Source organism: Streptomyces sp. NPDC001070 (assembly GCF_053598835.1).
The window spans coordinates 89393-112753 of sequence record NZ_JBSFLB010000006.1 but is presented as its reverse complement, the minus strand read 5'-3'; the positions used below and the strand labels follow the sequence as shown (position 1 = coordinate 112753).

The following is a 23361-nucleotide window of genomic DNA, read 5'->3' as shown; positions in this document are numbered from 1 at the left end:
GTGCGGGGCGCGGCGGCGGGCCGTCGTCAGGCTCTGCGCCGGTCTCAGATGAGGCCGAGGGAGCGGACCGCGTCACGCTCCTCCTCGAGCTCCTTGACCGAGGCGTCGATGCGCGCGCGGGAGAACTCGTTGATGTCCAGGCCCTGGACGATCTCGAACCGGCCGTCCTTCGCGGTCACCGGGAAGGAGGAGATGAGGCCCTCCGGCACACCGTAGGAGCCGTCGGAGACGACACCGGCGGAGGTCCAGTCACCCTCGGCGGTGCCGTTGGTCCAGGTGAAGACGTGGTCGATCGCGGCGTTGGCGGCCGACGCGGCGGAGGAGGCGCCACGGGCCGCGATGATCGCCGCACCGCGCTTGGCGACGGTCGGGATGAAGTCCTCGGACAGCCACTTCTCGTCGTTGACGGTCTCGGCGGCGTTCTTGCCGGCGACCTCGGCGTGGAAGATGTCCGGGTACTGGGTGGCGGAGTGGTTGCCCCAGATGGTCAGGCGGCGGATCTCGCTCACCGGCACGCCGGTCTTCTTCGACAGCTGGGAGATCGCGCGGTTGTGGTCGAGGCGGGTCATCGCGGTGAAGCGGTCGGCCGGGACGTCCGGGGCCGAGGACTGCGCGATGAGCGCGTTGGTGTTGGCCGGGTTGCCGACGACGAGGACGCGGATGTCGTCCGCGGCGTGGTCGTTGATGGCCTTGCCCTGCGGGCCGAAGATGCCGCCGTTGGCCTCCAGCAGGTCGCCGCGCTCCATGCCGGCGGTGCGGGGGCGGGCGCCGACGAGCAGGCCCACGTTGGTGCCGTCGAAGGCGACGTTCGGGTCGTCGCTGATGTCGATGCCCTGGAGCAGCGGGAAGGCGCAGTCGTCCAGCTCCATCGCGGTGCCCTCGGCGGCCTTCAGGGCCGGGGTGATCTCCAGCAGCCGCAGCTTCACCGGGACATCGGGGCCGAGCAGGTGGCCGGAGGCGATGCGGAACAGCAGCGCGTAGCCGATCTGGCCGGCCGCTCCGGTTACGGTGACGTTGACGGGAGTGCGAGTCATTGCCTTCTCCTGGCCTTCTCCTGCTGGATCCCTTGCCGCCCCGGCAGCGTCCCATGCCCCGGAACGGGGATCTCTCGGCGTCAAGAGACCCACGCCAGGCTATACCCGCGCCGTCGTGGCGGATGCCACCACCAGTGTGGCCCCGGTCACCGCCTCCGCGTCCCGCGTTCCCCGCGCCGGCGTGCGTCCCGTGCCCCCGAGTCCCGGCGCGGTCCGGAAGTGGGAGGCCGGGGCGGCGGGGGTCCGTCGATGTCCGCGGTGACCGTCCCGGGCGACGCCCACGGCCAGGACGGCCCGGCCCCGCCGCCGGCGCCCGCGCGGTGGGCCCCCGAGGCGGGCCCCGCCCCGGCGACGGCCCACCGCCGACCGCGACCACGCGACCGAGACCGGCGAGTCGCCCCGCGCAGCGAGGGCGCACACGCCCCAACCCCGCACTGCGCCTCAACCGCAGGCAGGCCGCAGGGGGATCCGCCACCGCCGGCGGGCCATCTCCCGCTCCCCCTCCTGCTGGTGCCGTTCTGCCCCGGAAGGCTGTTGACGGGGATGCTTGGACCGGCTCGTCCGGTTGCGTCCGTCATCCGATGCAGACGCCCAGGATGATCAGGCCGAGGCAGAGTCCCTTGCCGTGGCCGTGGCCGTGGCCGTTGCCGTGGCCCTCGGACGCGGAGGGTGCCGGTGCGGTGGTCGACGCGGGCGGCGGGGCCTGGGTCGTGTCGCCGCCGCCGGGGGCCGCCGTCGTGCCGCCCGTGCCCGGTGTCGTACCCGGGCCCCGACCCGGTGCGGAGGAGGCGCGGTCGGTCTCCGTCACCGGCGCCGCGGGCGTGCCGCCGTCCGGGGACATGTCACCCGCGGAGCGGGAGGTGTCCTGTTCCGTCGGGCCCGCCGAGGGGCCCGACCCGGGCCACGAGGTGGCCGCGGACCCGCTGGAGCGCGTGGCGGAGGGGGCTGGGGCGGCCGGCACGGTGGCCGTGGGGCGGGCCGACAGCGGGGCCTCGGCCCGCTCGGCCCCGTCCCTGGCCACCCCGGTCGCCACCAGCAGCGCGAACACCCCGCCCAGCACCAGGCCGCAGGCGGCCGCCAGCAGCGCCTTGCTCCGCCGCCGGAGGGCGTGCTGGGGCAACCCCTCCACCGGGGCCAGCGGGTCGAGCGGATCGGCGTACGGAAAGCCCTTCATGGTGTCCGCGACCCCGCGGTCGGCCAGCTCCCACAGGGCGATGAGCCGGTCGTAGTCGGCGCCGCTGAGCTGCCCCAGCACCTCGACCGCGTCACGCGGCGGGATCTTCACGCCGTTGAGGTACTGCTCCCAGGACTCGGTGCTCTGCACGGTGCGCGCGGCCAGCGCCGGCACGCTCAGCCCGCTGCGGTCCTTCATCCGGCGCAGATGCACGGCGAGGCGGCGCGCGGCGCCGTCCAGTGTCTCGGGCAATGGCTCCCACCGTGCCATCACGCACCCCCCGGCTCCGTTAGTCAACCCACGGTAGCGACGCACACACGCTCGATGCATGAAATCCGGAGAATCCTCACGCTCCTCGCGGGGTGACGAGTCCGGTCTCGTAGGCGAGGACGACGGCCTGGGCGCGGCTGCCGAGGTGGAGCTTGGCCATGGTCCGGTTCAGGTGGGTCTTGACGGTCGCCTCGCTGATGAAGAGCAGATCGGCGATCTCCGGGTTCGACAGGCCGCGGGCGATCAGCCGCAGCACCTCCAGCTCCCGCGCGGTCAGCACCGCCAGCTCGGCGGGCGGGGCCCGGTCGGCGCCGGCCGAGGGCGCGGCCGGGCGCGGCGGCGCGTACGCCTCGATCAGCCGGCGGGTGACGCTGGGGGCGAAGAGGGTGTCGCCGCCCGCGACGGCGTGGACGGCGGCGAGCAGCCGGTCCGGGCCCGCGTCCTTGAGTAGGAAGCCGGAGGCCCCGGCGCGCAGCGCGGTGTAGACGTACTCGTCGAGGTCGAAGGTGGTGAGGATGAGGATGCGCGGCGGCGGGTCGGCCGCGGCGGCCAGGATGCGCTCGGTGGCGACGACCCCGCTGATGCCCGGCATCCGGATGTCCATGAGGATCACGTCGGGCCCGGTCCGCGCCGCGCGCTCCACGGCCTCCTCGCCGTCGCCCGCCTCCCCGACCACCTCGATGCCGGGGGCGGCGCGCAGCAGTGCCACGAGGCCGGCCCGGATCAGGAACTGGTCGTCGACGACGAGCACCCTGGTCATGCCTCCGATGTGTCCCCTCGCCGCTCTGTCCCCCGCGCGGACGTGGGGAGTGTGAGCCGCACCTCGAATCCCTCGCCGAGCGGGCCGATATCCACCGTCCCGCCGTAGAGCCTGGCGCGCTCCCGCATGCCGATCAACCCGTGTCCCGTTCCGCGGACCATTGTGGCCGGATCGGATCGGCCCGGCGGCACCCCGGAGCCCGTGCCCGCGCCGTCGTCGGTGACGGTCACCGTCAGGTGGTGCGGCTCGTAGGCGACCCGGACGAGCGCCCGGGCGAGGGGGGCGTGCTTGAGCACGTTGGTCAGCGCCTCCTGCACCACCCGGTACGCGCACAGGCCCACGCCGGGCGCCACGGGCCGGGGCTCGCCCTCGATCCGCAACTCCACCACGAGCCCGGCGGCGCGCACCCGCTCGATCATCTCGCCCAGCCGGGTCACCGAGGGCATCGGGTCGTAGGAGGCCCAGCCCTCCTCCGGCTCGCCCGGCCCGGCGCGCAGCACCTTGAGCATGCGGCGCATCTCCTGGAGCGCCTCGCGGGTGGTGTCGGAGATGGTGTCGAGCGCGCCGCGGGCGGTCTGCGGGGAGGTGTGGAAGACGTACGCGGCCATGCCCGCCTGCACCGAGATCACCGACATGTGGTGGGCGACGACGTCGTGCAGTTCGCGGGCGATGCGTGCCTGCTCCTCCGCCACCGCCTCACGGGCGCGGTCCTGCTGTTCGGTCCGCAGTTGCTCGGTGAGCCGTGCCAGCCGCTTCTCGCGCTTGGCCGACACCCGGGCCGAGCGTCCGAAGCGGCACATCACCAGAGGGAACACCACGGCCTGCGCGGCCACGGTGGCCATCGAGCTCTGCGCCGCCGTCAGTCCGGCGTACACCCAGACCGCGCCGGTCAGCCCCGCGCAGGCCAGCGCGGTGCGCACGGGGCGCACGGCCGCGACGGTGTAGAGCGCGAGCAGCGGCGCCATGGAGTTGACCACCGGCCAGTACCCGGCCGCCACGTAGAGCGTCCAGGCGGCGCAGACGAAGACGCAGACCCCGAGCGGGGCCCGGCGCCGGACCGCGACCGGCAGGTTGACCAGGGCGGTCAGCGCGTAACCGAACAGATCCAGCCGCACCCAGTCCGTCGGCGGCCGCTCATGGCCCAGCAGCATGCTGGCGACGGTGAAGCCCACCGCCAGCAGGACGTCGACCAGCCACTTGTTCCGCACGCGCGCAGCGTAGGCCCCGGCCGCAGGGGTGAGCGTCAGTCCCCCGCCGTACCGCGGAAGTTGTACGTCCTCTTCCGAAAGGTCAACCCGGCACGGGACGACCTCCCCGCCCCGCCCCCGTAGGGTCGTCGCCGGGGGCCAGAGGGGGGCGCCCCAACACGACGGTGCCCCGTCCTCCGACGGGGGGAGGACGGGGTACCGGGTCGTGGGGTGCCCGCGGGTGCTCAGACGGACATCCGCTTGCGCAGGTTCTCCTCGACGGCCGCGAGGAACTGCTCGGTCGTCAGCCACGGCTGTTCCGGGCTGACCAGCACCGCGAGGTCCTCGGTCATCTGGCCGGCCTCGACCACCTCCAGGCAGGACCGCTCCAGCACCCCGGCGAACCGGGCGAGCTCGGGGGTGTCGTCCAGCCGGGCGCGGTGGGCCAGGGCGCGGGCCCACGCGAAGACCGAGGCGATGGGGTTGGTCGAGGTCGGCCGGCCCGCCTGGTGCCTGCGGTAGTGGCGGGTGACCGTGCCGTGCGCCGCCTCGGACAGCACGGTCCGGCCGTCGGAGGTCATGAGGACCGAGGTCATGAGGCCGGGTGAGCCGACGCCCCGGGCGAGGACGCCGGACAGGATGTCGCCGTCGTAGTTCTTGCACGCCCAGACGTAGCCGCCCGCGCCCTTCAGGGCCGAGGCCGCCAGGTCGTCGACGAGGCGGCGCTCGTAGCCCAGGCCGCAGGCCTCGAACTCGCGGCGGAACTCGCCGTCGTAGACCTCCTGGAAGAGATCCTTGAAGCGGCCGTCGTACTTCCTGAGCACCGTGTTCTTCGTGGACAGGTAGACGGGGAGCCCGCGCGCCAGCCCGTAGCGGAAGGCGGCGCGCGCGAACTCCCGGATCGAGTCGTCCAGGTTGTACATGGACAGGGCCACGCCGGGCCCGGGGAAGTCGTGCACCTCCAGGTCGACCGGGTCGGAGCCGTCGTCCGGGGTGAAGCTCAGGGTCAGCGTGCCCGCGCCGGGGATCCTCAGCTCGGTGGCGCGGTACTGGTCGCCGAAGGCGTGCCGGGCGATCACGACGGGCCGGGTCCCGCCGGGCACCGCCCTCGGCACGTTCCGCACGACGACGGGTTCGCGGAAGATCCCGCCGCCGAGGAGGTCGCGGATGGTGGCGTTCGGGGAGCGGTACATCCCCCTGAGGCCGAACTCCGCGACCCGCGCCTCGTCGGGCGTGACAGTGGCGCACTTGACGCCGACGCCGTGCCTGGCGACCGCCTGGGCCGCGTCGGCGGTCACCTGGTCGTGGGTGGCGTCGCGGTGCTCGATGCCCAGGTCGAAGCGGATGAGTTCGATGTCGAGGTACGGCAGGACCAGCTCGTCCCTGATGAACCGCCACATGATCCGCGCCATCTCGTCGCCGTCGAGCTCGACGACCGGGTTCCTTGCCTTGATCTTGGCCATGGGAGTCGTTCTGCCTCTCACGCCGTGACGTGAGCCCAGGGTGGCGCCGCACGTCTTACGTCAGGAAACTCGCCACCCAGCGTAGCCGGATCAACGCACAGAGAAACGGACAACGTCCTCCAGGAAGGGGATCTCGAGCACCGGGTGCGGCTGCGCCATCAGCGCCAGCAGCACGATCAGGACGCCCAGCAAACCGTAGATGATCATGTCGGTGAAGCGGCTGCGCACCGCCAGCATGCCGACCGAGGGCAGCAGCCAGCGCATCAGCGCGCCCAGGAGCAGCGCCGAGCCGATCAGCACCAGGCCGGCGCGGGCGACGTCCGCGGCCACCAGCACCAGGCCGAGCAGCACCGCGCCGGAGACCACGAGGATCGGCCACTGGCGGGCCGGGGCCGGGGCGTGGGGGCCCATGGCCCGGCCGCCGCCCTCGGGGCGCGCGGTGCCGCGGGTCAGCACCTGGAAGCGGCGGCTGCGGCCGGCGTCGCCGGACTCCTCCGGCGCCGCCGCTCCCGTACGGGGACCCGTCCCGGTCATGCGTACCGGCCCTCCGCGGTCTCCACGACGTTCGCCAGCAGCATGGCCCGGGTCATCGGGCCGACGCCGCCGGGGTTCGGCGAGATCCAGGCGGCGACCTCGGCCACGCCCGGGTGCACATCGCCGACGATCTTGCCGTTCTCGTCGCGGCTGACGCCGACGTCCAGAACGGCCGCGCCCGGCCGCACGTCCTCCGGCTTCACCAGGTGCGGCACTCCCGCGGCGGCCACGATGATGTCGGCCTGGCGCAGCTGGGCGGACAGGTCGCGGGTGCCGGTGTGGCAGAGGGTGACGGTGGCGTTCTCGGACTTGCGGGTCAGCAGCAGCCCGATCGAGCGGCCGACGGTGACGCCGCGGCCGACCACGGTGACGTGCGCGCCGTTGATCTCCACGCCGTGCCGCCGCAGCAGCTCCACGATGCCGTTGGGGGTGCAGGGCAGCGGGCCGCGCTCGTTGAGGACCAGCCGGCCGAGGTTCGTCGGGTGCAGCCCGTCCGCGTCCTTGGCCGGGTCCATCAGCCCCAGGACGCGGTTGGTGTCGATCCCCTTCGGCAGCGGCAGCTGGACGATGTAGCCGGTGCACTCGGGGTTGTCGTTGAGCTCGCGGACGACCGCCTCGATCTCCTCCTGGGTGGCGCTCTCCGGCAGCTCGCGCTGGATGGAGGCGATGCCGACCTCCGCGCAGTCGCGGTGCTTGCCCGCGACGTACCAGCGGCTGCCCGGGTCGTCGCCGACCAGGAGCGTGCCGAGGCCGGGGGTTACACCCCGCTCCCTGAGCGCCTGGACGCGGGTCGACAGTTCTGACTTGATCGCGGCGGCAGTGGCCTTGCCATCGAGAATCTGGGCGGTCATAGCTCCATCTTCTCAGGTCCGCACACCAACGCTGGACAGCGGATGACGCCGCCCACGACGATGTGGGCCGTCCCCAGTCCCATCCGCGCGAAAGAAGCCAACGTGAGCTACCCGCCCGGTCCCGGCAACCCGTACGGCCAGCAGCCTCCGCAGCAGCCCTACGGTCACCCCCAGCAGCCCCCGGCCCAGCCCGGTTACGGTTACCCGACGCAGCCGCAGCAGCCCTACGGCAGCATCCCGCCGCAGGCCCAGGGCCCGTACGGCCACGGCTACCCGGGCGGCCCCGTCCCCGGCATGCCGCCGTACGCGAGCTGGGGCGCGCGGGTCGGCGCGACGCTGGTCGACTTCCTGGTCGCCGGGCTGGTGCCGATGATCCTGATCGGCATCGGCTACGGGCAGTTCATCGCCACCGTGGTCGACCAGGCCCGGACCTGCGACAGCAGCGGCACCTACGACTGCCCCGCGCCCGCGATACCGGGCAGCGCCTTCGCCCTGATCGGCCTCGGCTTCCTGCTCTCCGTCGCCGGCACCCTGTTCCTCTGCTACCGCGAGGGCAAGACCGGCCAGACGCCGGGCAAGAAGGCCCTGGGCATCAGCGTCCTGCGGGAGTTGGACGGCCGTCCGCTCGGCTTCGGCATGGCCTTCGTCCGCCGGCTGTGCCACGGACTGGACGGCGCCGCCTGCTACATCGGCTACCTGTGGCCGTTGTGGGACGACAAGAAGCAGACCTTCGCCGACAAGATCCTCAACACGGTTGTCGTGAAGACCCGTTAGGCCCCCGGCGAGAATGAGGCGACGTCCCCGGTCCCGCCCCTGCGAAGGAAGTCACCAGTGAGCTATCCGCCCGGCCCCGGCAGTCCCTACGGCCAGCGGCCTCCGCAGCAGCCGTACGGATACCCGCAGCAGCCCCCGGCCCAGCCGGGCTACGGCTACCCGGCGCAGTCCCAGCCGCAGGGGCAGCCGCCGTACGGATACCCGCAGCAGCCGCAGCCGCAGGGGCCGTTCGCGGCGTATCCCGGCGGGCCCGAGGTCATGCCGTCGTCGGCGAAGGCGGCCCGGGCGATGCTCTTCGTGCTCGGCGGGATGCAGATCCTGGGCGGCCTGCTGCTCCTGCTCGGGGCCGCGGCGCTCAAAAGCGTCGACGACACCGACGAGTTGGCCATGCCCATCGGCCTGGTCTACGTGATGGGCGTGCTCTTCCTGGCCTTCGCCGTCCTGTCGATCGGCATGGGCGCCAAGTACAGGACGGGCGGCAACGGCACACGGATCGGGTCCATCGTGATCGGCGTGCTGGTCGCGCTGAGCAGCATCGCCACCATGATCAGCGGCGCCTTCGTGCTGGTCGCGCCGCTCGCGCTCAGCGTGCTGCTGATCGTCTTCGCGGCGAAGGGCGAGACGGCGGCCTGGTTCAGGCGCCCGCAGTACTGAGCGGGTCCTCCCCGTACGCCGAAGGCCCCCGCCTGCGCGGGGGCCTTCGGCGTACGGGCGCGGCGGCCGGTCAGTGGAAGAAGTGCCGCGTCCCGGTGAGGTACATGGTGACGCCGGCCTTGCGCGCGGCGTCGATCACGGCCTCGTCCCGGACCGAACCGCCCGGCTGCACGACGGCCTTGACGCCCGCGCCGGTGAGCACCTCCAGCCCGTCGGGGAACGGGAAGAAGGCGTCCGACGCCGCGTAGGAGCCGGCCGCGCGCTCCTCACCGGCCCGCTGGACGGCGAGCTTGGCGGAGTCGACGCGGTTGACCTGGCCCATGCCGACGCCGACGGTCGCGCCGTCCTTGGCCAGCAGGATGGCGTTGGACTTCACGGCCCTGCAGGCCCGCCAGGCGAAGGCCAGATCGGCCAGCTCATCGGCGGCCAGCGGCTCGCCCGTCGCCAGCGTCCAGGTGGCCGGGTCGTCGCCGGTGGCCTGCAGGCGGTCCTTCTCCTGCAGCAGCACCCCGCCCTCGACCGGGCGGAACTCGGTCACCGCGACGGGCGCCTCGGGGCAGCGCAGCACGCGGATGTTCTTCTTGCGGGCGAGGATCTCGACCGCGCCCTCCTCGAAGTCCGGCGCCACGATGACCTCGGTGAAGATCTCGGCGACCTGCTCCGCCATGGCCGCGCTCACCGGACGGTTGACGGCGATGACCCCGCCGAAGGCCGACAGCGGGTCGCAGGCGTGGGCCTTGCGGTGCGCCGCGGCGACGTCGTCACCGACCGCGATGCCGCAGGGGTTGGCGTGCTTGATGATCGCGACGCAGGGCTCGTCGTGGTCGTACGCCGCCCGGCGCGCGGCCTCGGTGTCGACGTAGTTGTTGTAGGACATCTCCTTGCCGTGCAGCTGCTCGGCGCCCGCCAGGCCCGCGCTGCCGTCCGTGTAGAGGGCGGCGGCCTGGTGCGGGTTCTCGCCGTAGCGGAGCACGTTCTTGCGCTCGTACGTGGCGCCCAGGAAGTCCGGGAAGGGGCTGTCGTCGGCAGGGGCGTACGAGCTCGCGAACCAGCTCGCGACCGCGACGTCGTACGCGGCGGTGTGCTGGTAGGCCTCGGCGGCCAGGCGCTTGCGGGTGGTGAGGTCGAAGCCGCCCTCACGGACGGCGGCCAGCACGTCGGCGTACCGCTCGGGGCTGGTCACGACCGCCACGGAGGGGTGGTTCTTGGCGGCGGCGCGGACCATCGACGGGCCGCCGATGTCGATCTGCTCGACGCACTCGTCCTCCGAGGCGCCGGAGGCCACCGTCTCGCGGAACGGGTAGAGGTTCACCACGACCAGGTCGAAGGGCTCGACGCCGAGCTCCTCCAGCTGCCTGCGGTGGTCCTCCAGCCGCAGGTCGGCGAGGATGCCGGCGTGCACCTTCGGGTGCAGGGTCTTCACCCGGCCGTCCAGGCACTCGGGGAAGCCGGTCAGCTCCTCGACCTTGGTGACCGGCACCCCGGCGGCGGAGATCCGCCCGGCCGTCGAGCCGGTGGAGACCAGCTGGACGCCCGCCTCGTGCAGGCCGCGGGCCAGCTCCTCCAGCCCGGTCTTGTCGTAGACGCTGACCAGTGCGCGACGGATCTCCCGCTTGGTACTCACGGCAACAGAACCTTTCGTCCCTCAATGCGATAGCCGTCGCGGGACAACCGCCCCACGACGTCGACGAGCAGCGTGCGCTCGACTTCCTTGATGCGCTCGTGGAGCGCTTCCTCCGTGTCGTCCGCCCGGACCTCGACCACGCCCTGGGCGATGATCGGGCCGGTGTCGACGCCGTCGTCGACGAAGTGGACGGTGCAGCCGGTGACCTTCGCGCCGTAGGCGAGGGCGTCGCGCACCCCGTGGGCGCCCGGGAAGCTGGGCAGCAGCGCGGGGTGCGTGTTGACGAAGCGGCCGCCGAACCGGGCGAGGAACTCCTTGCCCACGATCTTCATGAACCCCGCCGAGACGACCAGGTCGGGCTCGTACGCCGCCACCGCCTCGGTCAGCGCGGCGTCCCACGCCTCGCGGTCGCCGTGGTCCTTCACCCGGCAGACGAACGTCGGCACCCCGGCGCGCTCGGCGCGGTCGAGGCCCGCGATGCCGGAACGGTCCGCTCCGACTGCGACGACGTGCAGCCCGGCGTCGAGCAGTGCCTGCAGGTTCGTACCCGAACCGGAGACGAGCACGACGAGTCGGGCGGGACGGGAAAGGGGCGGAAAGACTGTGGCCACTGCGGGTCATCTCTCGGGATCCGGCGCTTTGGAGGATCGTACGGCTCGAAGATCGCCGGAATTCCGGGGAACTCTACGAGGCCGTCGACCGTCAGCAACGATACCGGCACACCCGACCGCCCCCACGGGACGGGGGAGCGCGCGGGCGGTAGCGTCTGGGGTGAAGAACGGCGAAGTCACGCGTCCGACAACTCGAGGAGTCGACGGCAAGGGGATGACCCAGGCAAGCATGAGCAGTGGCCGCGGCCACGAGCAGGACAACCCGTTCGCCCCGCCGCCGGAGAACGCGCCCGAGCAGCCCTGGCAGCCGCGCCGGCCGCAGCAGCCCTCCGACTCCGGGGAACAGTCGCCCACGCCCACTCCCCCGCCACCGCCGCCGCCTTCCTGGGGCGGCCAGTGGAGCGAGCGGCAGCCCGGCCGGCAGGACGGGGGCCTCGGCGACCGTCCCGGCGGTGGCGGCTACGGCGGGCAGCGCCCGGAAGGATCCCGCTTCGACCCCACCGACCCCGCGCAGCGACGTGCCCGCTACGCCCTGATCTGCGGCATGTGGGGGCTCTTCTTCGCGCTCTTCCTGGGGTGGACGTACGTGGGGCTGCTGCTCGGCGCCCTCGCGCTGTACTGGGGCGTCAACGCGCTGCGGATGAAGCCCGAGGAGCGCGCCAAGGCCCGCGCCGAGGCGGCCGCCCTGCTGGCCGAGGGCGGTGCCACCCCTCCGCCGCAGCGGCCCATCGACCCCCGCAGCAAGCCGCAGCGCCCGGCCGCGGTGGGCGGCCTGGTCATGGGCGGGCTGGCCCTCAGCGTCGTGGCGGCGACCTTCACGACCCAGCTGGTCTACAAGGAGTACTACACCTGCACCCGGGACGCCCTGACCTCCCAGTCGCGCGACGCGTGCCAGGACCTGCTGCCGTCCCCGGTCCGCGAGCTGCTGCACACGCGCTGACGGGGCGCTACTCCTCCGGCTGATCGTCGGCGGCCGCCACCGCGGCCGCCGCACGACGGGTCCGCGCCCAGCGCAGCAGCAGGGCTGTCGGGGTGCCGACGGCCGCCGTCCAGACGGCCGCCGCGCCCCCGGTGAGCCACCAGGAGGGCCCGAACGCCTCCAGCGCCCCGGTGCCCAGCGGCCCGGCCGCGAACCCGGTGAGCAATCCCATGGCGATCCCGCACACCAGCCCGCCCAGGGCGGCGTGCGCGGCGGTGCGTCCGAGGCCGCGCGGCTCCCGCGGATCGACCGCGAGCAGGCCCACCGCGACGCCGGCGAGCACCGGCACGACCAGCGCCACCCAGGTCAGCGCCGTCCCCGGCCCGGGCTGGGGCAGCGCCGCGAGAAGCGGGAAGTCCGGCAGCACCGGCTCCCCCACCACCCCGGCCGGGCGCACCGCGGCCTGGCTGCCGAGCGCGAAACCGGGGCCGAGCGCGTAGGCCGCGCCCCAGACGGCTGCGTTCGGGATCAGCGCGACGGCCACCGCCAGCACCGCGAGCCGCCCGGACAGCGCCTCACTGAGCCGGGTGAAGGACGCCCCCGCCGCACCGGGGTGCAGCACCAGGGTCACCGCCGTGAGCGCCGCACCGCCCGCGACGAGGACGCCGGCCCCCGCGCCCGCCGAGCGCAGCACGACCGCGGCCTCCCGCACCGGCACCTTCACCGGTACGGACACCGACACCCGGGACAGCCACGCCGGCAGCGGGATCCGCGGCCGCCCCCGCTCCACCCAGGCACCCGCGGCCGCCGCGAGGGCGGCGACGACGGGCACGTGCAGCACGGCGCCGATCGCGTCGCTGCGCACCGGGCCGTACGAGGTGTAGACGACCACCCCGGCGGCCACCGCGAGATAGCCGCCGATCAGCCAGGCGACGGCGGAGCGCGCGGCCCGGTCGTCGGAGGCGGGTGCCACGGCGTCCGCCCCCGCCCGGTACAGCAGCCACACGGGAAACACCATGGGCAGCAGCGGTGTGACGCCGATGGGCGCGGGGACACCGGAGAGGGTCTCGGTGCGCACGAGCTCGCCGCCGTGCGCGACGAGCCAGCAGTCGGCGGCGACGTGGAGGGCGCCGTTCAGTCCGCTGTCGGGGAACGGCGAGATGATCCACAGGAAGAGCACGAGCATGGCGAAGCCGCCCAGGCCGAGGCCCGCGGCGACCACGCCGCCGGTGAAGGCGGGGGCGGACTCGGAGGCTCGCAGGGTCGCGTGGGCGGCCCGGATCCGGAGGACGGCCTGACTCAGGGCGCTTGCGGCACTCACGGCTCTCATGCTGCCAAGAACACCCCCTTTCGCCGTGGCAGCATGCGAATGCCCGTCGTGTCGCCGAATATGACGTTATGCGTTTCTTCATTCGATCCGAGTGGTCGATCGCATGAGCCGCACATCCACGACAAAGGCCGCCAAGGGCCTCAGGAAGCGAAGGCGTTCCCAGCCGGCCAAGGACCCGAAGGCGACGAGGGCCGGGAACGCCGCGAAGACCCCGCAGGTCGCGCAGGCGGCCGGGCCGGGGGAATCCGCCGTGCCCGCAGAGCACGTGGAGTCCGCGGGGGCCGGGAGCACCGCACCGTCCATGGCGACGGGGTCACGGGGCGGAAGCGGCCGCGGCCCCGCCCCGGCACCCGGTCCGCCCGGTCCGCCCGAGGGACGGACGGCGGGCGCCACGGAGACCGCGGAGGTCACCGAGGCGGATGCCGTACGGATCGCCGAGGCGGCCCAGGCCGCCTTCGACGCGCTCTACATCCGCAACGCCCCCGCCCTTCTCCGCCAGGTCGAGCTGCTCACCGGCAACATACGGTTGGCCCGGCACGCCGTGCACCGCGCCTTCGACCTGGCCTGGCAGCGGTGGCCCGAGGTCGCCGTCGACCCCGATCCGGCCGGATGGGTCCGTGCGGAGGCGCACCACCACGCCCTCGCCTCCTGGCAGCAGCTGGTGCCCTGGTACCGCACTCCGCCCAGGGAGCGCAGCCTCTTCCAGCGGCTGCCGCGGGGCGCCCGGCACGCCGTGTTCCTCCACGACGGCCTGGGCCTGAGTCTGCGGCGTACGGCGGAGGAGAGCATGGCCACCACCTCGGCGACCGCCGAGCGGATCGTCCGGGCCCGTGCCGCCCTGGGCGAGGGGATGGCCGCCCGGCTCGGCGACCTGCTGGACGAGCAGCCGCAGCCGGAGTTCCCGGCGGCCATGGTGCGCGAGCTCAGCGAGCAGTGGCTGCGGGTCCGCACGGTGGGAGCGGTGGTGGTGACGGCCGTGATAGCGCTGGTGACCGCGATCGGGCTGATCTTCGGGCCGCTGAGCGACCGCGTGTCCGCCGAACGCGATCACGTCGGGCACCGGACCTCCGCGCCCGCGCCCTGACACCCGCCCCCTGGCACGGACGCGGGCCCGCCCCCCGAGGGGAGCGGGCCCGCGTGCGTTGCCCTCCGTACGGAGGTGAGGATCAGCCCTGCAGGATGGCGCGCGCGAGGCGGGCCGTCTCCGACGGGGTCTTGCCGACCTTGACGCCGGCGGCCTCGAGGGCCTCCTTCTTCGCCTGGGCGGTGCCGGAGGAGCCGGAGACGATGGCACCGGCGTGGCCCATGGTCTTGCCCTCGGGCGCGGTGAAGCCCGCGACGTAGCCGACCACCGGCTTGGTGACGTGCTCGGCGATGAAGGCCGCGGCACGCTCCTCGGCGTCGCCGCCGATCTCGCCGATCATGACGATCAGGTCGGTCTCGGGGTCGTCCTGGAACGCCTTGAGCGCGTCGATGTGGGTGGTGCCGATGATCGGGTCACCACCGATGCCGACGGCGGAGGAGAAGCCGATGTCGCTGAGCTCGTACATCATCTGGTAGGTCAGCGTGCCGGACTTCGACACCAGACCGATGCGGCCGGACGTGGTGATGTCGGCCGGGATGATGCCCGCGTTGGACTGGCCGGGGGTGATCAGGCCGGGGCAGTTGGGGCCGATGATCCGGGTCTTGCTGCCCTTGCTGCCCGCGTACGCCCAGAAGGAGGCGGTGTCGTGGACGGCGATGCCCTCGGTGATCACGACCGCGAGCGGGATCTCGGCGTCGATGGCCTCGATGACCGCGTCCTTGGCGAACTTCGGCGGGACGAAGATGACGGTGACGTCGGCACCGGTCTTCTCCATGGCCTCGGCGACGGAGCCGAAGACCGGCACCTCGGTGCCGTCGAAGTCCACGCTGGTGCCGGCCTTGCGCGGGTTCACACCGCCGACGATGTTGGTGCCGGAGGCGAGCATGCGCCGGGTGTGCTTGGTGCCCTCGGAACCGGTCATCCCCTGGACGATGACCTTGCTTTCCTTGGTCAGGAAGATAGCCATGATGTGGTGACCTTGTCCCTTACTTCGCAGCCAGCTCGGCGGCGCGCTCGGCGGCGCCGTCCATGGTGTCGACCTGCTCCACGAGCGGGTGGTTGGCGTCGGTCAGGATCTGCCGACCGAGCTCCGCGTTGTTGCCGTCCAGACGGACGACGAGCGGCTTGGTGACCTCTTCGCCCTTGGACTTCAGCAGCTCCAGGGCCTGGACGATGCCGTTGGCGACGGCGTCGCAGGCGGTGATGCCGCCGAAGACGTTGACGAAGACGGACTTGACGTCCGGGTCGCCGAGGATGATCTCGAGACCGTTGGCCATGACCTCGGCGGACGCCCCACCGCCGATGTCCAGGAAGTTGGCGGGCTTGACGTTGCCGTGGCCCTCACCGGCGTAGGCGACGACGTCCAGGGTGCTCATGACGAGACCCGCGCCGTTGCCGATGATGCCGACCTCGCCGTCGAGCTTGACGTAGTTGAGGCCCTTGGCCTTGGCCGCGGCCTCCAGCGGGTTGGCGGCGGCGTGGTCGACCAGCGCCTCGTGCTCCGGCTGGCGGAAGTCGGCGTTCTCGTCCAGGGAGACCTTGCCGTCGAGCGCGATGACGCGGCCGTCGGCGACCTTGGCGAGCGGGTTGACCTCGACGAGGAGCGCGTCCTCGGAGATGAAGGTCTTCCACAGGGTCTGCAGGATCTCGGTGACCTGGTCGGCGACGTCGGCCGGGAAGTTGGCCGCCTCGACGATCTCGCGGGCCTTCTCCGGGGTCACGCCCTCGATGGCGTCCACCGGGATCTTGGCGACGGCGTCGGGGTTGGTGGCCGCCACCTCCTCGATCTCCATGCCGCCCTCGACGGACGCGATCGCCAGGAAGGTCCGGTTGGCGCGGTCGAGGAGGAAGGAGACGTAGTACTCGGAGGCGATCTCCGGGGCCAGCTCCGCCAGCATCACCTTGTGGACCGTGTGGCCCTTGATGTCCATGCCGAGGATCTGCTGGGCCTTCGCCACCGCGTCCTCGGGGTCCGACGCCACCTTCACGCCGCCTGCCTTGCCACGGCCGCCGGTCTTCACCTGAGCCTTGACGACAGCCTTGCCACCGAGTCGCTCCGCGACCTCGCGCGCCGCCTCAGGCGTGTCGATGACTTCACCGGCCAGCACCGGTACACCGTGCTTGGCGAAGAGGTCCCTCGCCTGGTACTCGAACAGGTCCACGCGCGTCCGTCCTTGGTAATCGCGGGTTCGTTGTCTGCGTGAGCGTGCCGGGGGCGGTCGTCGCTGACGTCTTCGTAACGATCCATGCGTACGGTCGTACGGGGGGCGCACACGTCGGCCGAGCACGCGGCATGTCCGTCTCGCAGGTTATCGCCGCATGGGCGGCACGGGTAAATCGGAGATGGCGCGAGAGCGGTGAGAACAGTCACAGACCAGCCGAACGGGCGGCTCCCGCTCTCCTTCGCGGGAGCCGCCCGGCCGGTACGGCGGACCGGTGAACCGGTCAGCCCAGGTGCTGGACGGGGCCGGGGACTGCCGCCCGGGCGACGCCCCGGACACCGGAGGCGGCGCTGGAGGCGAGCGGCGTGGCGTCGTCCCCCGCGGTGACCGTCACGTCCTTCACGAACGGCCGCACGTAGCTCGCCACGCCGCCGGTGAGCGGGCCGGTGCGGTAGGCGACGCCCTCGCCGAGGCCGCCGCTGTCGCCGGCGACACCGTCCGCGAGGGGCCGGGTGCCGGCCACGACGGCCCGCGCGGCCGGCGCGACCGCGTCCGCGGTGCCGTCGGCGAAGACGGCGGCACCGTCCGCGACACCGCCGGCGAAGGGCGGCACCTGGCCGGCGACGCCGGTGGCGAAGGGGTTCACCTCGCCCGCCACTCCGGTCGCGAACGGCGTGACGTCCGCCACGACGTCCTGGGCGAGCACCCCGGCGTCGCCCACGGTCCGGCCGGCGACGGGGGTCGCCGCGCCGACCGTCCTCACGGCCAGCGGGGGCAGCGCGTCCTGCGCGGTGCCGTCGACGACGGGACCGGCGGCGGTCACGGCGTCCTGGGCCCGCTCGGTCTCCAGGTGGGGGGCGAAGGCGGACAGGGGGCCGAAGAGGTAGTCGATCTCGTCGCCGGCGGCAGGGACCTCGACGCCGGAGGCGGCGCGGGTGGCCGCGCCCGCGGCCTCGGTGGCGGTGCCGGTCGTTTGGGCGGCACGGGCCGTCGCATCGGTCTCGGCGACGGCGGACACCTCGGCGGTGGCCTTCGCGTGCGCGGCCTCCGCGGTGTCGACGGCGACGTCGGGCACCGACACGGGGCGCATGGGCAGTTCGGCGGCGTTGGCGGACGCGGCACCGATCGCGACGATGCCGCTCGCGGTGGCGGCCACATAGAGGGAACGACGGATTGCCTGGTTCATGGTGGTTCGGATCCTTCGGGTGCGATGGATCGGAGATCACCCGTGCGAAGAGGGGATCATCCGGCTGGGCAGACCTGTTCCGCCCCCGCGCGGCAGGTCACGGAGCGGGGGGAGAGGGCTGCCCTAGCCGGGGAATTCGAGGACTTCGCGGTACTGCTCGAGGAGCGGCGCCGTACCGGCCCTACGGCCGCGGACACCGGTCGCGGGCCGCGGGAAGGCCGCGGCGGAGAACGCGGCGGCCTGCGGGTCGCCGCCGGAGGAGGACCTGTACTGCGCCGTCGTGGTGACGGGGTCGCCACCGTCCCGGCCGGCCGGGAGGCGGAACGGGCCGTCGTCGCCGCCGGCGCTCACCGCGGCTCGTCGCGTGTCCGTGCCGGGCGGGCCGGGGAGGCCCGCCGCCGGGAAGGACGTCGGGCCGAACCGCGGCGCCTTCCGCACGAGGCCCTCGCGGGGCGCGGTGGCGGCATCCGCCGGTGCGGCGCCGGGCGCCGGGGAACCGGCGGACGGTGCCGTGCCGGGCACGACAGGCCGCGGGACCAGGTTCGCGGCCCGGGGCGGAAGAACGTCCAGTACGGGCCCGGTGAGCGCGACCGGGGACAGGTGGCCCCCGCGCAGCGCGCCGCGGACGGACGTGCGGGTGCCGCTGAGGGCCGGCTCGGCGGCGTCGGTGCCGGGGAGCGCGCGGGCGGTGTCATGGACGGGGTCGGCGATGCGCCCGCCCCGGGCGGCCGGACGGGCCGCCGTCCCGGACGGTGACCTCGTGTCCTGGCGCTGAACGACCCGGGCCACGGGGCGCAGCGAGCCGTCGCCGGACGGGGCCGCCGCCGCCACGGCCGCCGAAGCCGGCGCGGTGGGCGGCTCGTTCGCCTGCGCGCGGTCCCCGAAGAGGAAGCCGAGGACCAGCAACGCGCCGAGGAACACCGCGATCCGCAGCGCACGCGACCGCGCCGCCGCCCGCAGTACGCACACGGCGGTGCGCGGCTGCGGGAACGCGGTCACGGACGTCACGGTCGGGGGGTCCTCCACCGTATGGAATCGGACGGAACGCGGTGTTCCGGAAGCACGGGGTGGCATCCTCGCACAGGGGGTCGGGGCCCGCGCAAGCCCGATGTCACTGACGGGTCGCCAGATCCGGTACGGGCAGGGGCCGCTTTTCGATGGCGGCGGCCATGACCTCGGGGAAGAGATCCGGGGTGCAGGCGAACGCCGGTGCCCCCAGCGCCGCGAGCGCCGCCGCGTGTTCCCGGTCGTAGGAGGGCGCGCCCTCGTCCGACAGCGCCAGGAGTGCGACGAACTGCACACCGGAGGCCTTCATGGCCGCGACCCGCTTGAGCATCTCGTCGCGTATGCCGCCCTCGTAGAGGTCGCTGATGAGCACGACGACCGTCTCCGCGGGCCGCGTGATGTGGGACTGGCAGTAGGCCAGCGCCCTGTTGATGTCGGTGCCGCCGCCGAGCCGGGTGCCGAACAGCACGTCGACCGGGTCGTCCAGATGGTCGGTCAGGTCGACGACCGAGGTGTCGAAGACGACGAGCCGGGTGTCGATGCTGCGCATCGAGGCGAGGACGGCGCCGAAGACGGACGCGTAGACCACGGAGGCCGCCATCGATCCCGACTGGTCGATGCAGAGCACCACGTCCTTCTTGACCGCCTGCGAGGCGCGGCCGTGGCCGATCAGCCGCTCGGGCACGACCGTGCCGTGCTCGGGCAGGTAGTGCCGGAGGTTGGCGCGGATCGTGCGGTCCCAGTCGATGTCCCCGTGCCGGGGGCGGTTCACCCGCGCGGAACGGTCCAGAGCGCCGGTGAGCGTGGCCCGGGTCCGGGCCGCCAGGCGCTTCTCCAGGTCGTCCACGACCTTGCGGACGACGGCCCGCGCCGTCTCCTTCGTCGTCTCGGGCATCGCCTTGTTCAGCGAGAGCAGGGTGCCGACCAGGTGGACGTCGGCCTCGACCGCCTCCAGCATCTCCGGCTCCAGCAGCAGCGCGGACAGCCCGAGCCTGTCGATGGCGTCACGCTGCATCACCTGCACGACGCTGCTGGGGAAGTACCTGCGGATGTCCCCCAGCCAGCGCGCCACCTGCGGCGCCGAGCCTCCCAGGCCCGCGCTCCGGGGGGCGGGCGACCCCCCGCCGTCGCGGGGGGCGGTCCCGTAGAGCGCCTCCAGTGCCTGGTCCATCGCCGCGTCCCGGCCGGTGAGCTGCCGTCCCGTGCCGTCGGCGGGACCACCGCCCAGCACCATCCGCCAGCGCCGCAGCCGCTCGCCGGCGTCCACATCCGTCATGTGTCCTGACCCCCCGTCCGTTCGCCGAGACCCAGCAGCAGCCGTGCGGTGGACAGCGCCGCCCCCGCCCGCTCCTCGTCGAGCCGCGGGCCGAAGCCCGCGAGGCCCTCCCCCGCGTCTCCGTCCACCGCTCTCCCGCCCGCCGGGCCCCGCCGCACCAGCTCCCCCACCGTGCGCCGCACCCCCCGGTCGAACCCGCCGAACGTGCGCCGCAGCAGCGGCAGTACGTCGTCGAAGGCCGCCGCCGGGACCCCGGACAGCCAGCCGTCGACCAGCGCGAGCAGCCGTTCGTCGTGGACCAGCAGCATCCCGCCACCGGCGAGGAACCCCTCGACCCAGGCGGCAGCCTCCTGCGGGGGCGTGCCGTGCGACAGGGCGAGCCCCATCAGCCGGGCCACCTCCGCGGGATCCAGCCGCCCGTCGTCGAGCAGCAGCCGTGCGGCGCTCCCGCGCAGCAGCCCCGGTACGCCCCGGTCGCGCACGGCCAGCGTCCGCAGCACCCCCGCCCAGCGGTCGCGCAGCGCGTCGTCGCCGAGCAGGACCAGGGCCTGCTGCACACCCTCGACGTGCCCGCGCATCTCACCCGCGCCGTCCGCGTCGAGCCCCGCGCACGCGGGCGGCAGGCCCACGCAGACCCGCTCCGCGAGCCCCCACGCGACCTCGCGCAGCGCCTCCGCGTCCGTCCCCCGCACGTCGCCGTAGCGAACGGAGCGCACAAGCGCCGGCAGCGCCTGAGCGAGGTGCGCGACGTCCGCGTCGAGCGCGGCGCGGTCGGCGAGCACCCGCATCACCTTCGGCAGGGCGTCCGGCAGCCCGGCGAGCAGGCAGCGTTCGGCCAGGCCCGTCACGTCGGCGAGCGTGCCCGCGGTCACCGCCGCGTCCTCGGCCCGGGCGGTGGCCGCGGATTCCACGGTGGTGCCCCACACCCCCGCCTCGGCGACCCGCACCGCCAGCTCCGGCTCCCAGCGCAGCCGCCAGCTCTCGCGGAAGGTGCCGGTGGCGGCCGTACGGGAACGGGCCGGCTCGCCCCAGTGGACGCCGAGCATCCGCAGCCGGTGCAGCAGGCGGCTGCGGCCCGCGTCGGTGTCCTTGCGCAGGTCCAGGTCCACCTCCTTCTCCGGGGCCTCCGGCTTCATCCGCAGCCTGCGCTGCTCGCGCGCCAGGTCGCGGGCGAGCGGCACCGCCGGGGCGCCCTCCGGGACCTCGCCCAGCACGTCCCCCACGACGAGCCGGTCCCGTATCAGCGCCAGCGGCACGTCCGATCCGTCGCACATCACCGCCCGTATCGCGTCGGTGGTCTCGCCCAGCCCGGCAAGGGGGCGCCCGCGCAGGGTGGCGAGGGTGTCGGCGAGCCGCACCGCCTCGATGACGTGCGCGGAGGAGACCGGCAGATCCTCCTCCCGGAGCAGGCCGGCGACCTTGGTCATCCACCGCGCCACCGGACGGTCGGGCGCGGTGAACAGATGGCGGTACCAGCCGGGGGAGTCGATGCCGGCCCCGTAGCCGCTGGCGCGGGAGAGCCTGCGGTGTGTCCAGGGCACCCAGGTGACCTCGACCTTCGCCTTGGGCAGGCCCTTGAGCAGGGCCCGGTCGGCGGTCACCCCTGCGTCGCGGGCGAGCGCGGGCACATGCCAGGCCCCGCACACCACGGCCACGCTCCCGTGCGCGCGGCGCGCCTCCCGTATCCGCAGCCGCATGTGCGCCTCGCGCACCGCGTCCTGCGGGTGGCCACCGTCGCCGTACGCCCCGCGCAGCGCCTCCATCGCCTCGGCGAGCGCCCCGAACGCGGCGAGCGGGTCGGCGTCCCCCTCCGCGTCCCCGCCGCGGTGCTCGACCGCGTCCTCCCACCATCGCTCGGGGTCGTCGTAGCCGGCCGTCCGCGCGAGCACCGCGAGCGGGTCGACGCGCGCGTCCGCCGCGCCGGCCATATCCCCATCCCCTTCTTCCCTCTCCTCCTCTCTTCTCCCCTGTCCCTCAGGCGCGTCCGTCTCCTCCCGCAGCACGAGCGAGTGCGCGGCGGGCAGATCGATGAAGCGCACCGGCACCCCGCGTCCGGCCGCCCAGCGGATCGCCTCCCACTCCGGGGAGAACTCCGCGAACGGCCAGAAGCCGGCCCGGGACGGCTCGTCGACGACATGGGCGAGCAGGGCGACCGGCGGCCGCATCCCCGGATCCGCGGCGAGCCCCAGCACCGCGTCCGCCTCCGGCGGGCCCTCGACGAGCACGATCCGCGGCTCCAGCCGGTCGAGGGCGGCGCGCACGCCGCGTGCCGAGCCCGGGCCGTGGTGCCGCACCCCCAGCAGCGCCACCCCCTCCGCACCGGTCACGGCGTCACCTCGCGGCAGGCGCGGTAGAAGTCCTTCCAGCCCTCGCGCTCCCGGACCACGGTCTCCAGATACTCCTGCCACACCACGCGGTCGGCGGCCGGGTCGCGGACCACCGCGCCGAGGATCCCGGCGGCGACGTCCCCGGCGCGCAGCACGCCGTCGCCGAAGTGCGCGGCCAGGGCCAGGCCGTTGGTGACCACCGAGATCGCCTCGGCCGTGGAGAGCGTGCCGGAGGGGGACTTCACCCTGGTGCGCCCGTCGGCGGTGACGCCGCCGCGCAGTTCACGGAAGACGGTGACCACCCGGCGGATCTCGTCCGCGCCCTCGGGGGCGGCCGGCAGTTCCAGCGAACGCCCGAGCTGGCCCACCCGGCGGCTGACGATGTCGACCTCCTCCTCCACGGTCGCGGGCAGCGGCAGCACGACCGTGTTGAAGCGCCGGCGCAGCGCGCTGGACAGGTCGTTGACGCCCCGGTCCCGGTCGTTGGCGGTCGCGATGAGGTTGAACCCGCGCACCGCCTGGGTCTGGTCGCCCAGCTCCGGTATCGGCAGCGTCTTCTCCGAGAGGATGGTGATGAGGGTGTCCTGCACGTCCGCGGGGATACGGGTCAGCTCCTCCACGCGCGCGATGCGCCCCTCGGCCATGGCCCGCATGACCGGGCTCGGGACCAGGGCCTCCCGGCTCGGCCCGTTGGTGAGCAGCCGGGCGTAGTTCCAGCCGTAGCGGATGGCCTCCTCCGGGGTGCCCGCGGTGCCCTGCACGAGCAGTGTGGAGTCACCGCTGACGGCGGCCGCGAGATGCTCGGAGACCCAGGTCTTCGCGGTGCCCGGGACGCCGAGCAGCAGCAGGGCCCGGTCGGTCGCGAGGGTGCTGACGGCGACCTCGACGATCCGCCGCGGGCCCACGTACTTGGGTGTGACGACGGTGCCGTCGGGGAGCTCGCCGCCCAGCAGATACGTGGCGACCGCCCACGGTGACAGATTCCACCGGGCCGGACGCGGTCTGTCGTCGGCCGCCGCGAGAGCCTTGAGCTCATGGGCGAACGCGTCTTCGGCGTGCGGCCGGAGTGCGGTGTCCACGGACATGGTTCTCCCCCTGTTCTCACGTGGAGCGGATGGTGCGGACGCCCCGTCAGC

General features: G+C 73.8%; 21 protein-coding genes. 4 read left to right on the top strand and 17 right to left on the bottom strand.

The window, feature by feature from the left end:
* Positions 1-44: 44 nt before the first annotated feature.
* The 7 genes from ACWDAS_RS09680 to ACWDAS_RS09650 all read right to left on the bottom strand — a co-directional run bounded on the left by ACWDAS_RS09680 (position 45) and on the right by ACWDAS_RS09650 (position 7273).
* Entirely contained in the window at positions 45-1034 is a 990-nt protein-coding gene (locus ACWDAS_RS09680; RefSeq protein WP_450388320.1) for a malate dehydrogenase, read from the bottom strand.
* Positions 1035-1608: 574 nt separating this feature from the next.
* Positions 1609-2460, bottom strand: coding sequence for a helix-turn-helix domain-containing protein (locus tag ACWDAS_RS09675; RefSeq protein ID WP_450388319.1), 852 nt, complete (start codon positions 2458-2460; stop codon positions 1609-1611).
* Positions 2461-2554: 94 nt separating this feature from the next.
* A complete protein-coding gene (locus ACWDAS_RS09670; RefSeq protein WP_450388318.1) occupies positions 2555-3238 on the bottom strand; it encodes a response regulator in 684 nt (227 codons plus the stop codon).
* Positions 3235-4446: a sensor histidine kinase gene (locus ACWDAS_RS09665; RefSeq protein WP_450388317.1), complete on the bottom strand. Its 1212-nt coding sequence runs from the start codon at positions 4444-4446 to the stop codon at positions 3235-3237. Before ACWDAS_RS09665 ends, ACWDAS_RS09670 begins: the two co-directional genes overlap by 4 nt.
* A 224-nt stretch (positions 4447-4670) precedes the next feature.
* Complete coding sequence (locus ACWDAS_RS09660) at positions 4671-5888, bottom strand: NADP-dependent isocitrate dehydrogenase (RefSeq protein WP_450388316.1); 1218 nt, start codon at positions 5886-5888, stop codon at positions 4671-4673.
* A gap of 90 nt (positions 5889-5978) precedes the next feature.
* The gene (locus tag ACWDAS_RS09655; protein ID WP_450388315.1) at positions 5979-6422 is read right to left on the bottom strand and encodes a DUF3017 domain-containing protein; all 444 of its coding nucleotides are present in this window, start codon (positions 6420-6422) and stop codon (positions 5979-5981) included.
* Positions 6419-7273: a bifunctional methylenetetrahydrofolate dehydrogenase/methenyltetrahydrofolate cyclohydrolase gene (locus ACWDAS_RS09650; RefSeq protein WP_450388314.1), complete on the bottom strand. Its 855-nt coding sequence runs from the start codon at positions 7271-7273 to the stop codon at positions 6419-6421. Before ACWDAS_RS09650 ends, ACWDAS_RS09655 begins: the two co-directional genes overlap by 4 nt.
* A 102-nt stretch (positions 7274-7375) precedes the next feature.
* Between ACWDAS_RS09650 and ACWDAS_RS09645 the strand changes: the two genes are divergently transcribed.
* The gene (locus ACWDAS_RS09645; RefSeq protein WP_450388313.1) at positions 7376-8047 is read left to right on the top strand and encodes an RDD family protein; all 672 of its coding nucleotides are present in this window, start codon (positions 7376-7378) and stop codon (positions 8045-8047) included.
* A 57-nt stretch (positions 8048-8104) separates the two neighbouring features.
* On the top strand, positions 8105-8701 hold the full coding sequence (locus ACWDAS_RS09640) for a hypothetical protein (RefSeq protein ID WP_450388312.1): 597 nt from the start codon (positions 8105-8107) through the stop codon (positions 8699-8701).
* Between the two features lie 70 nt (positions 8702-8771).
* Here the strand turns inward: ACWDAS_RS09640 and purH are convergent, their stop codons facing one another.
* Positions 8772-10325 (bottom strand): bifunctional phosphoribosylaminoimidazolecarboxamide formyltransferase/IMP cyclohydrolase, encoded by a 1554-nt coding sequence (purH, locus tag ACWDAS_RS09635; RefSeq protein WP_450388311.1) that lies wholly within the window; start codon positions 10323-10325, stop codon positions 8772-8774.
* On the bottom strand, positions 10322-10936 hold the full coding sequence (purN, locus tag ACWDAS_RS09630) for a phosphoribosylglycinamide formyltransferase (RefSeq protein WP_450388310.1): 615 nt from the start codon (positions 10934-10936) through the stop codon (positions 10322-10324). Before purN ends, purH begins: the two co-directional genes overlap by 4 nt.
* A gap of 214 nt (positions 10937-11150) precedes the next feature.
* Between purN and ACWDAS_RS09625 the strand changes: the two genes are divergently transcribed.
* The gene (locus ACWDAS_RS09625; RefSeq protein ID WP_450388309.1) at positions 11151-11876 is read left to right on the top strand and encodes a hypothetical protein; all 726 of its coding nucleotides are present in this window, start codon (positions 11151-11153) and stop codon (positions 11874-11876) included.
* 7 nt (positions 11877-11883) lie between these two features.
* On the opposite strand, the gene ACWDAS_RS09620 is transcribed toward ACWDAS_RS09625, so the two are convergent.
* A complete protein-coding gene (locus ACWDAS_RS09620) occupies positions 11884-13176 on the bottom strand; it encodes a cell division protein PerM (protein WP_450388308.1) in 1293 nt (430 codons plus the stop codon).
* A gap of 112 nt (positions 13177-13288) precedes the next feature.
* Here ACWDAS_RS09620 and ACWDAS_RS09615 point away from each other — a divergent pair, with 112 nt between their 5' ends.
* Entirely contained in the window at positions 13289-14269 is a 981-nt protein-coding gene (locus tag ACWDAS_RS09615) for an RNA polymerase sigma factor (RefSeq protein WP_450388307.1), read from the top strand.
* 82 nt (positions 14270-14351) lie between these two features.
* Here ACWDAS_RS09615 and sucD read toward each other — a convergent pair whose 3' ends face one another.
* The 7 genes from sucD to ACWDAS_RS09580 all read right to left on the bottom strand — a co-directional run bounded on the left by sucD (position 14352) and on the right by ACWDAS_RS09580 (position 23310).
* A complete protein-coding gene (gene sucD / locus ACWDAS_RS09610; RefSeq protein ID WP_450388306.1) occupies positions 14352-15236 on the bottom strand; it encodes a succinate--CoA ligase subunit alpha in 885 nt (294 codons plus the stop codon).
* Between the two features lie 19 nt (positions 15237-15255).
* Positions 15256-16431 carry an ADP-forming succinate--CoA ligase subunit beta gene (gene sucC / locus ACWDAS_RS09605; RefSeq protein WP_450388305.1) on the bottom strand — a complete coding sequence of 392 codons (1176 nt, stop codon included), beginning with the start codon at positions 16429-16431 and terminating at the stop codon, positions 15256-15258.
* A gap of 283 nt (positions 16432-16714) precedes the next feature.
* Entirely contained in the window at positions 16715-17617 is a 903-nt protein-coding gene (locus tag ACWDAS_RS09600) for a hypothetical protein (protein ID WP_450388304.1), read from the bottom strand.
* A gap of 123 nt (positions 17618-17740) precedes the next feature.
* A complete protein-coding gene (locus tag ACWDAS_RS09595; protein ID WP_450388303.1) occupies positions 17741-18625 on the bottom strand; it encodes a hypothetical protein in 885 nt (294 codons plus the stop codon).
* 103 nt (positions 18626-18728) lie between these two features.
* The gene (locus ACWDAS_RS09590) at positions 18729-19898 is read right to left on the bottom strand and encodes a VWA domain-containing protein (RefSeq protein WP_450388302.1); all 1170 of its coding nucleotides are present in this window, start codon (positions 19896-19898) and stop codon (positions 18729-18731) included.
* Positions 19895-22225 carry a DUF5682 family protein gene (locus tag ACWDAS_RS09585; RefSeq protein WP_450388301.1) on the bottom strand — a complete coding sequence of 777 codons (2331 nt, stop codon included), beginning with the start codon at positions 22223-22225 and terminating at the stop codon, positions 19895-19897. Before ACWDAS_RS09585 ends, ACWDAS_RS09590 begins: the two co-directional genes overlap by 4 nt.
* On the bottom strand, positions 22222-23310 hold the full coding sequence (locus ACWDAS_RS09580; RefSeq protein WP_450388300.1) for an ATP-binding protein: 1089 nt from the start codon (positions 23308-23310) through the stop codon (positions 22222-22224). Before ACWDAS_RS09580 ends, ACWDAS_RS09585 begins: the two co-directional genes overlap by 4 nt.
* Positions 23311-23361: the final 51 nt, after the last annotated feature.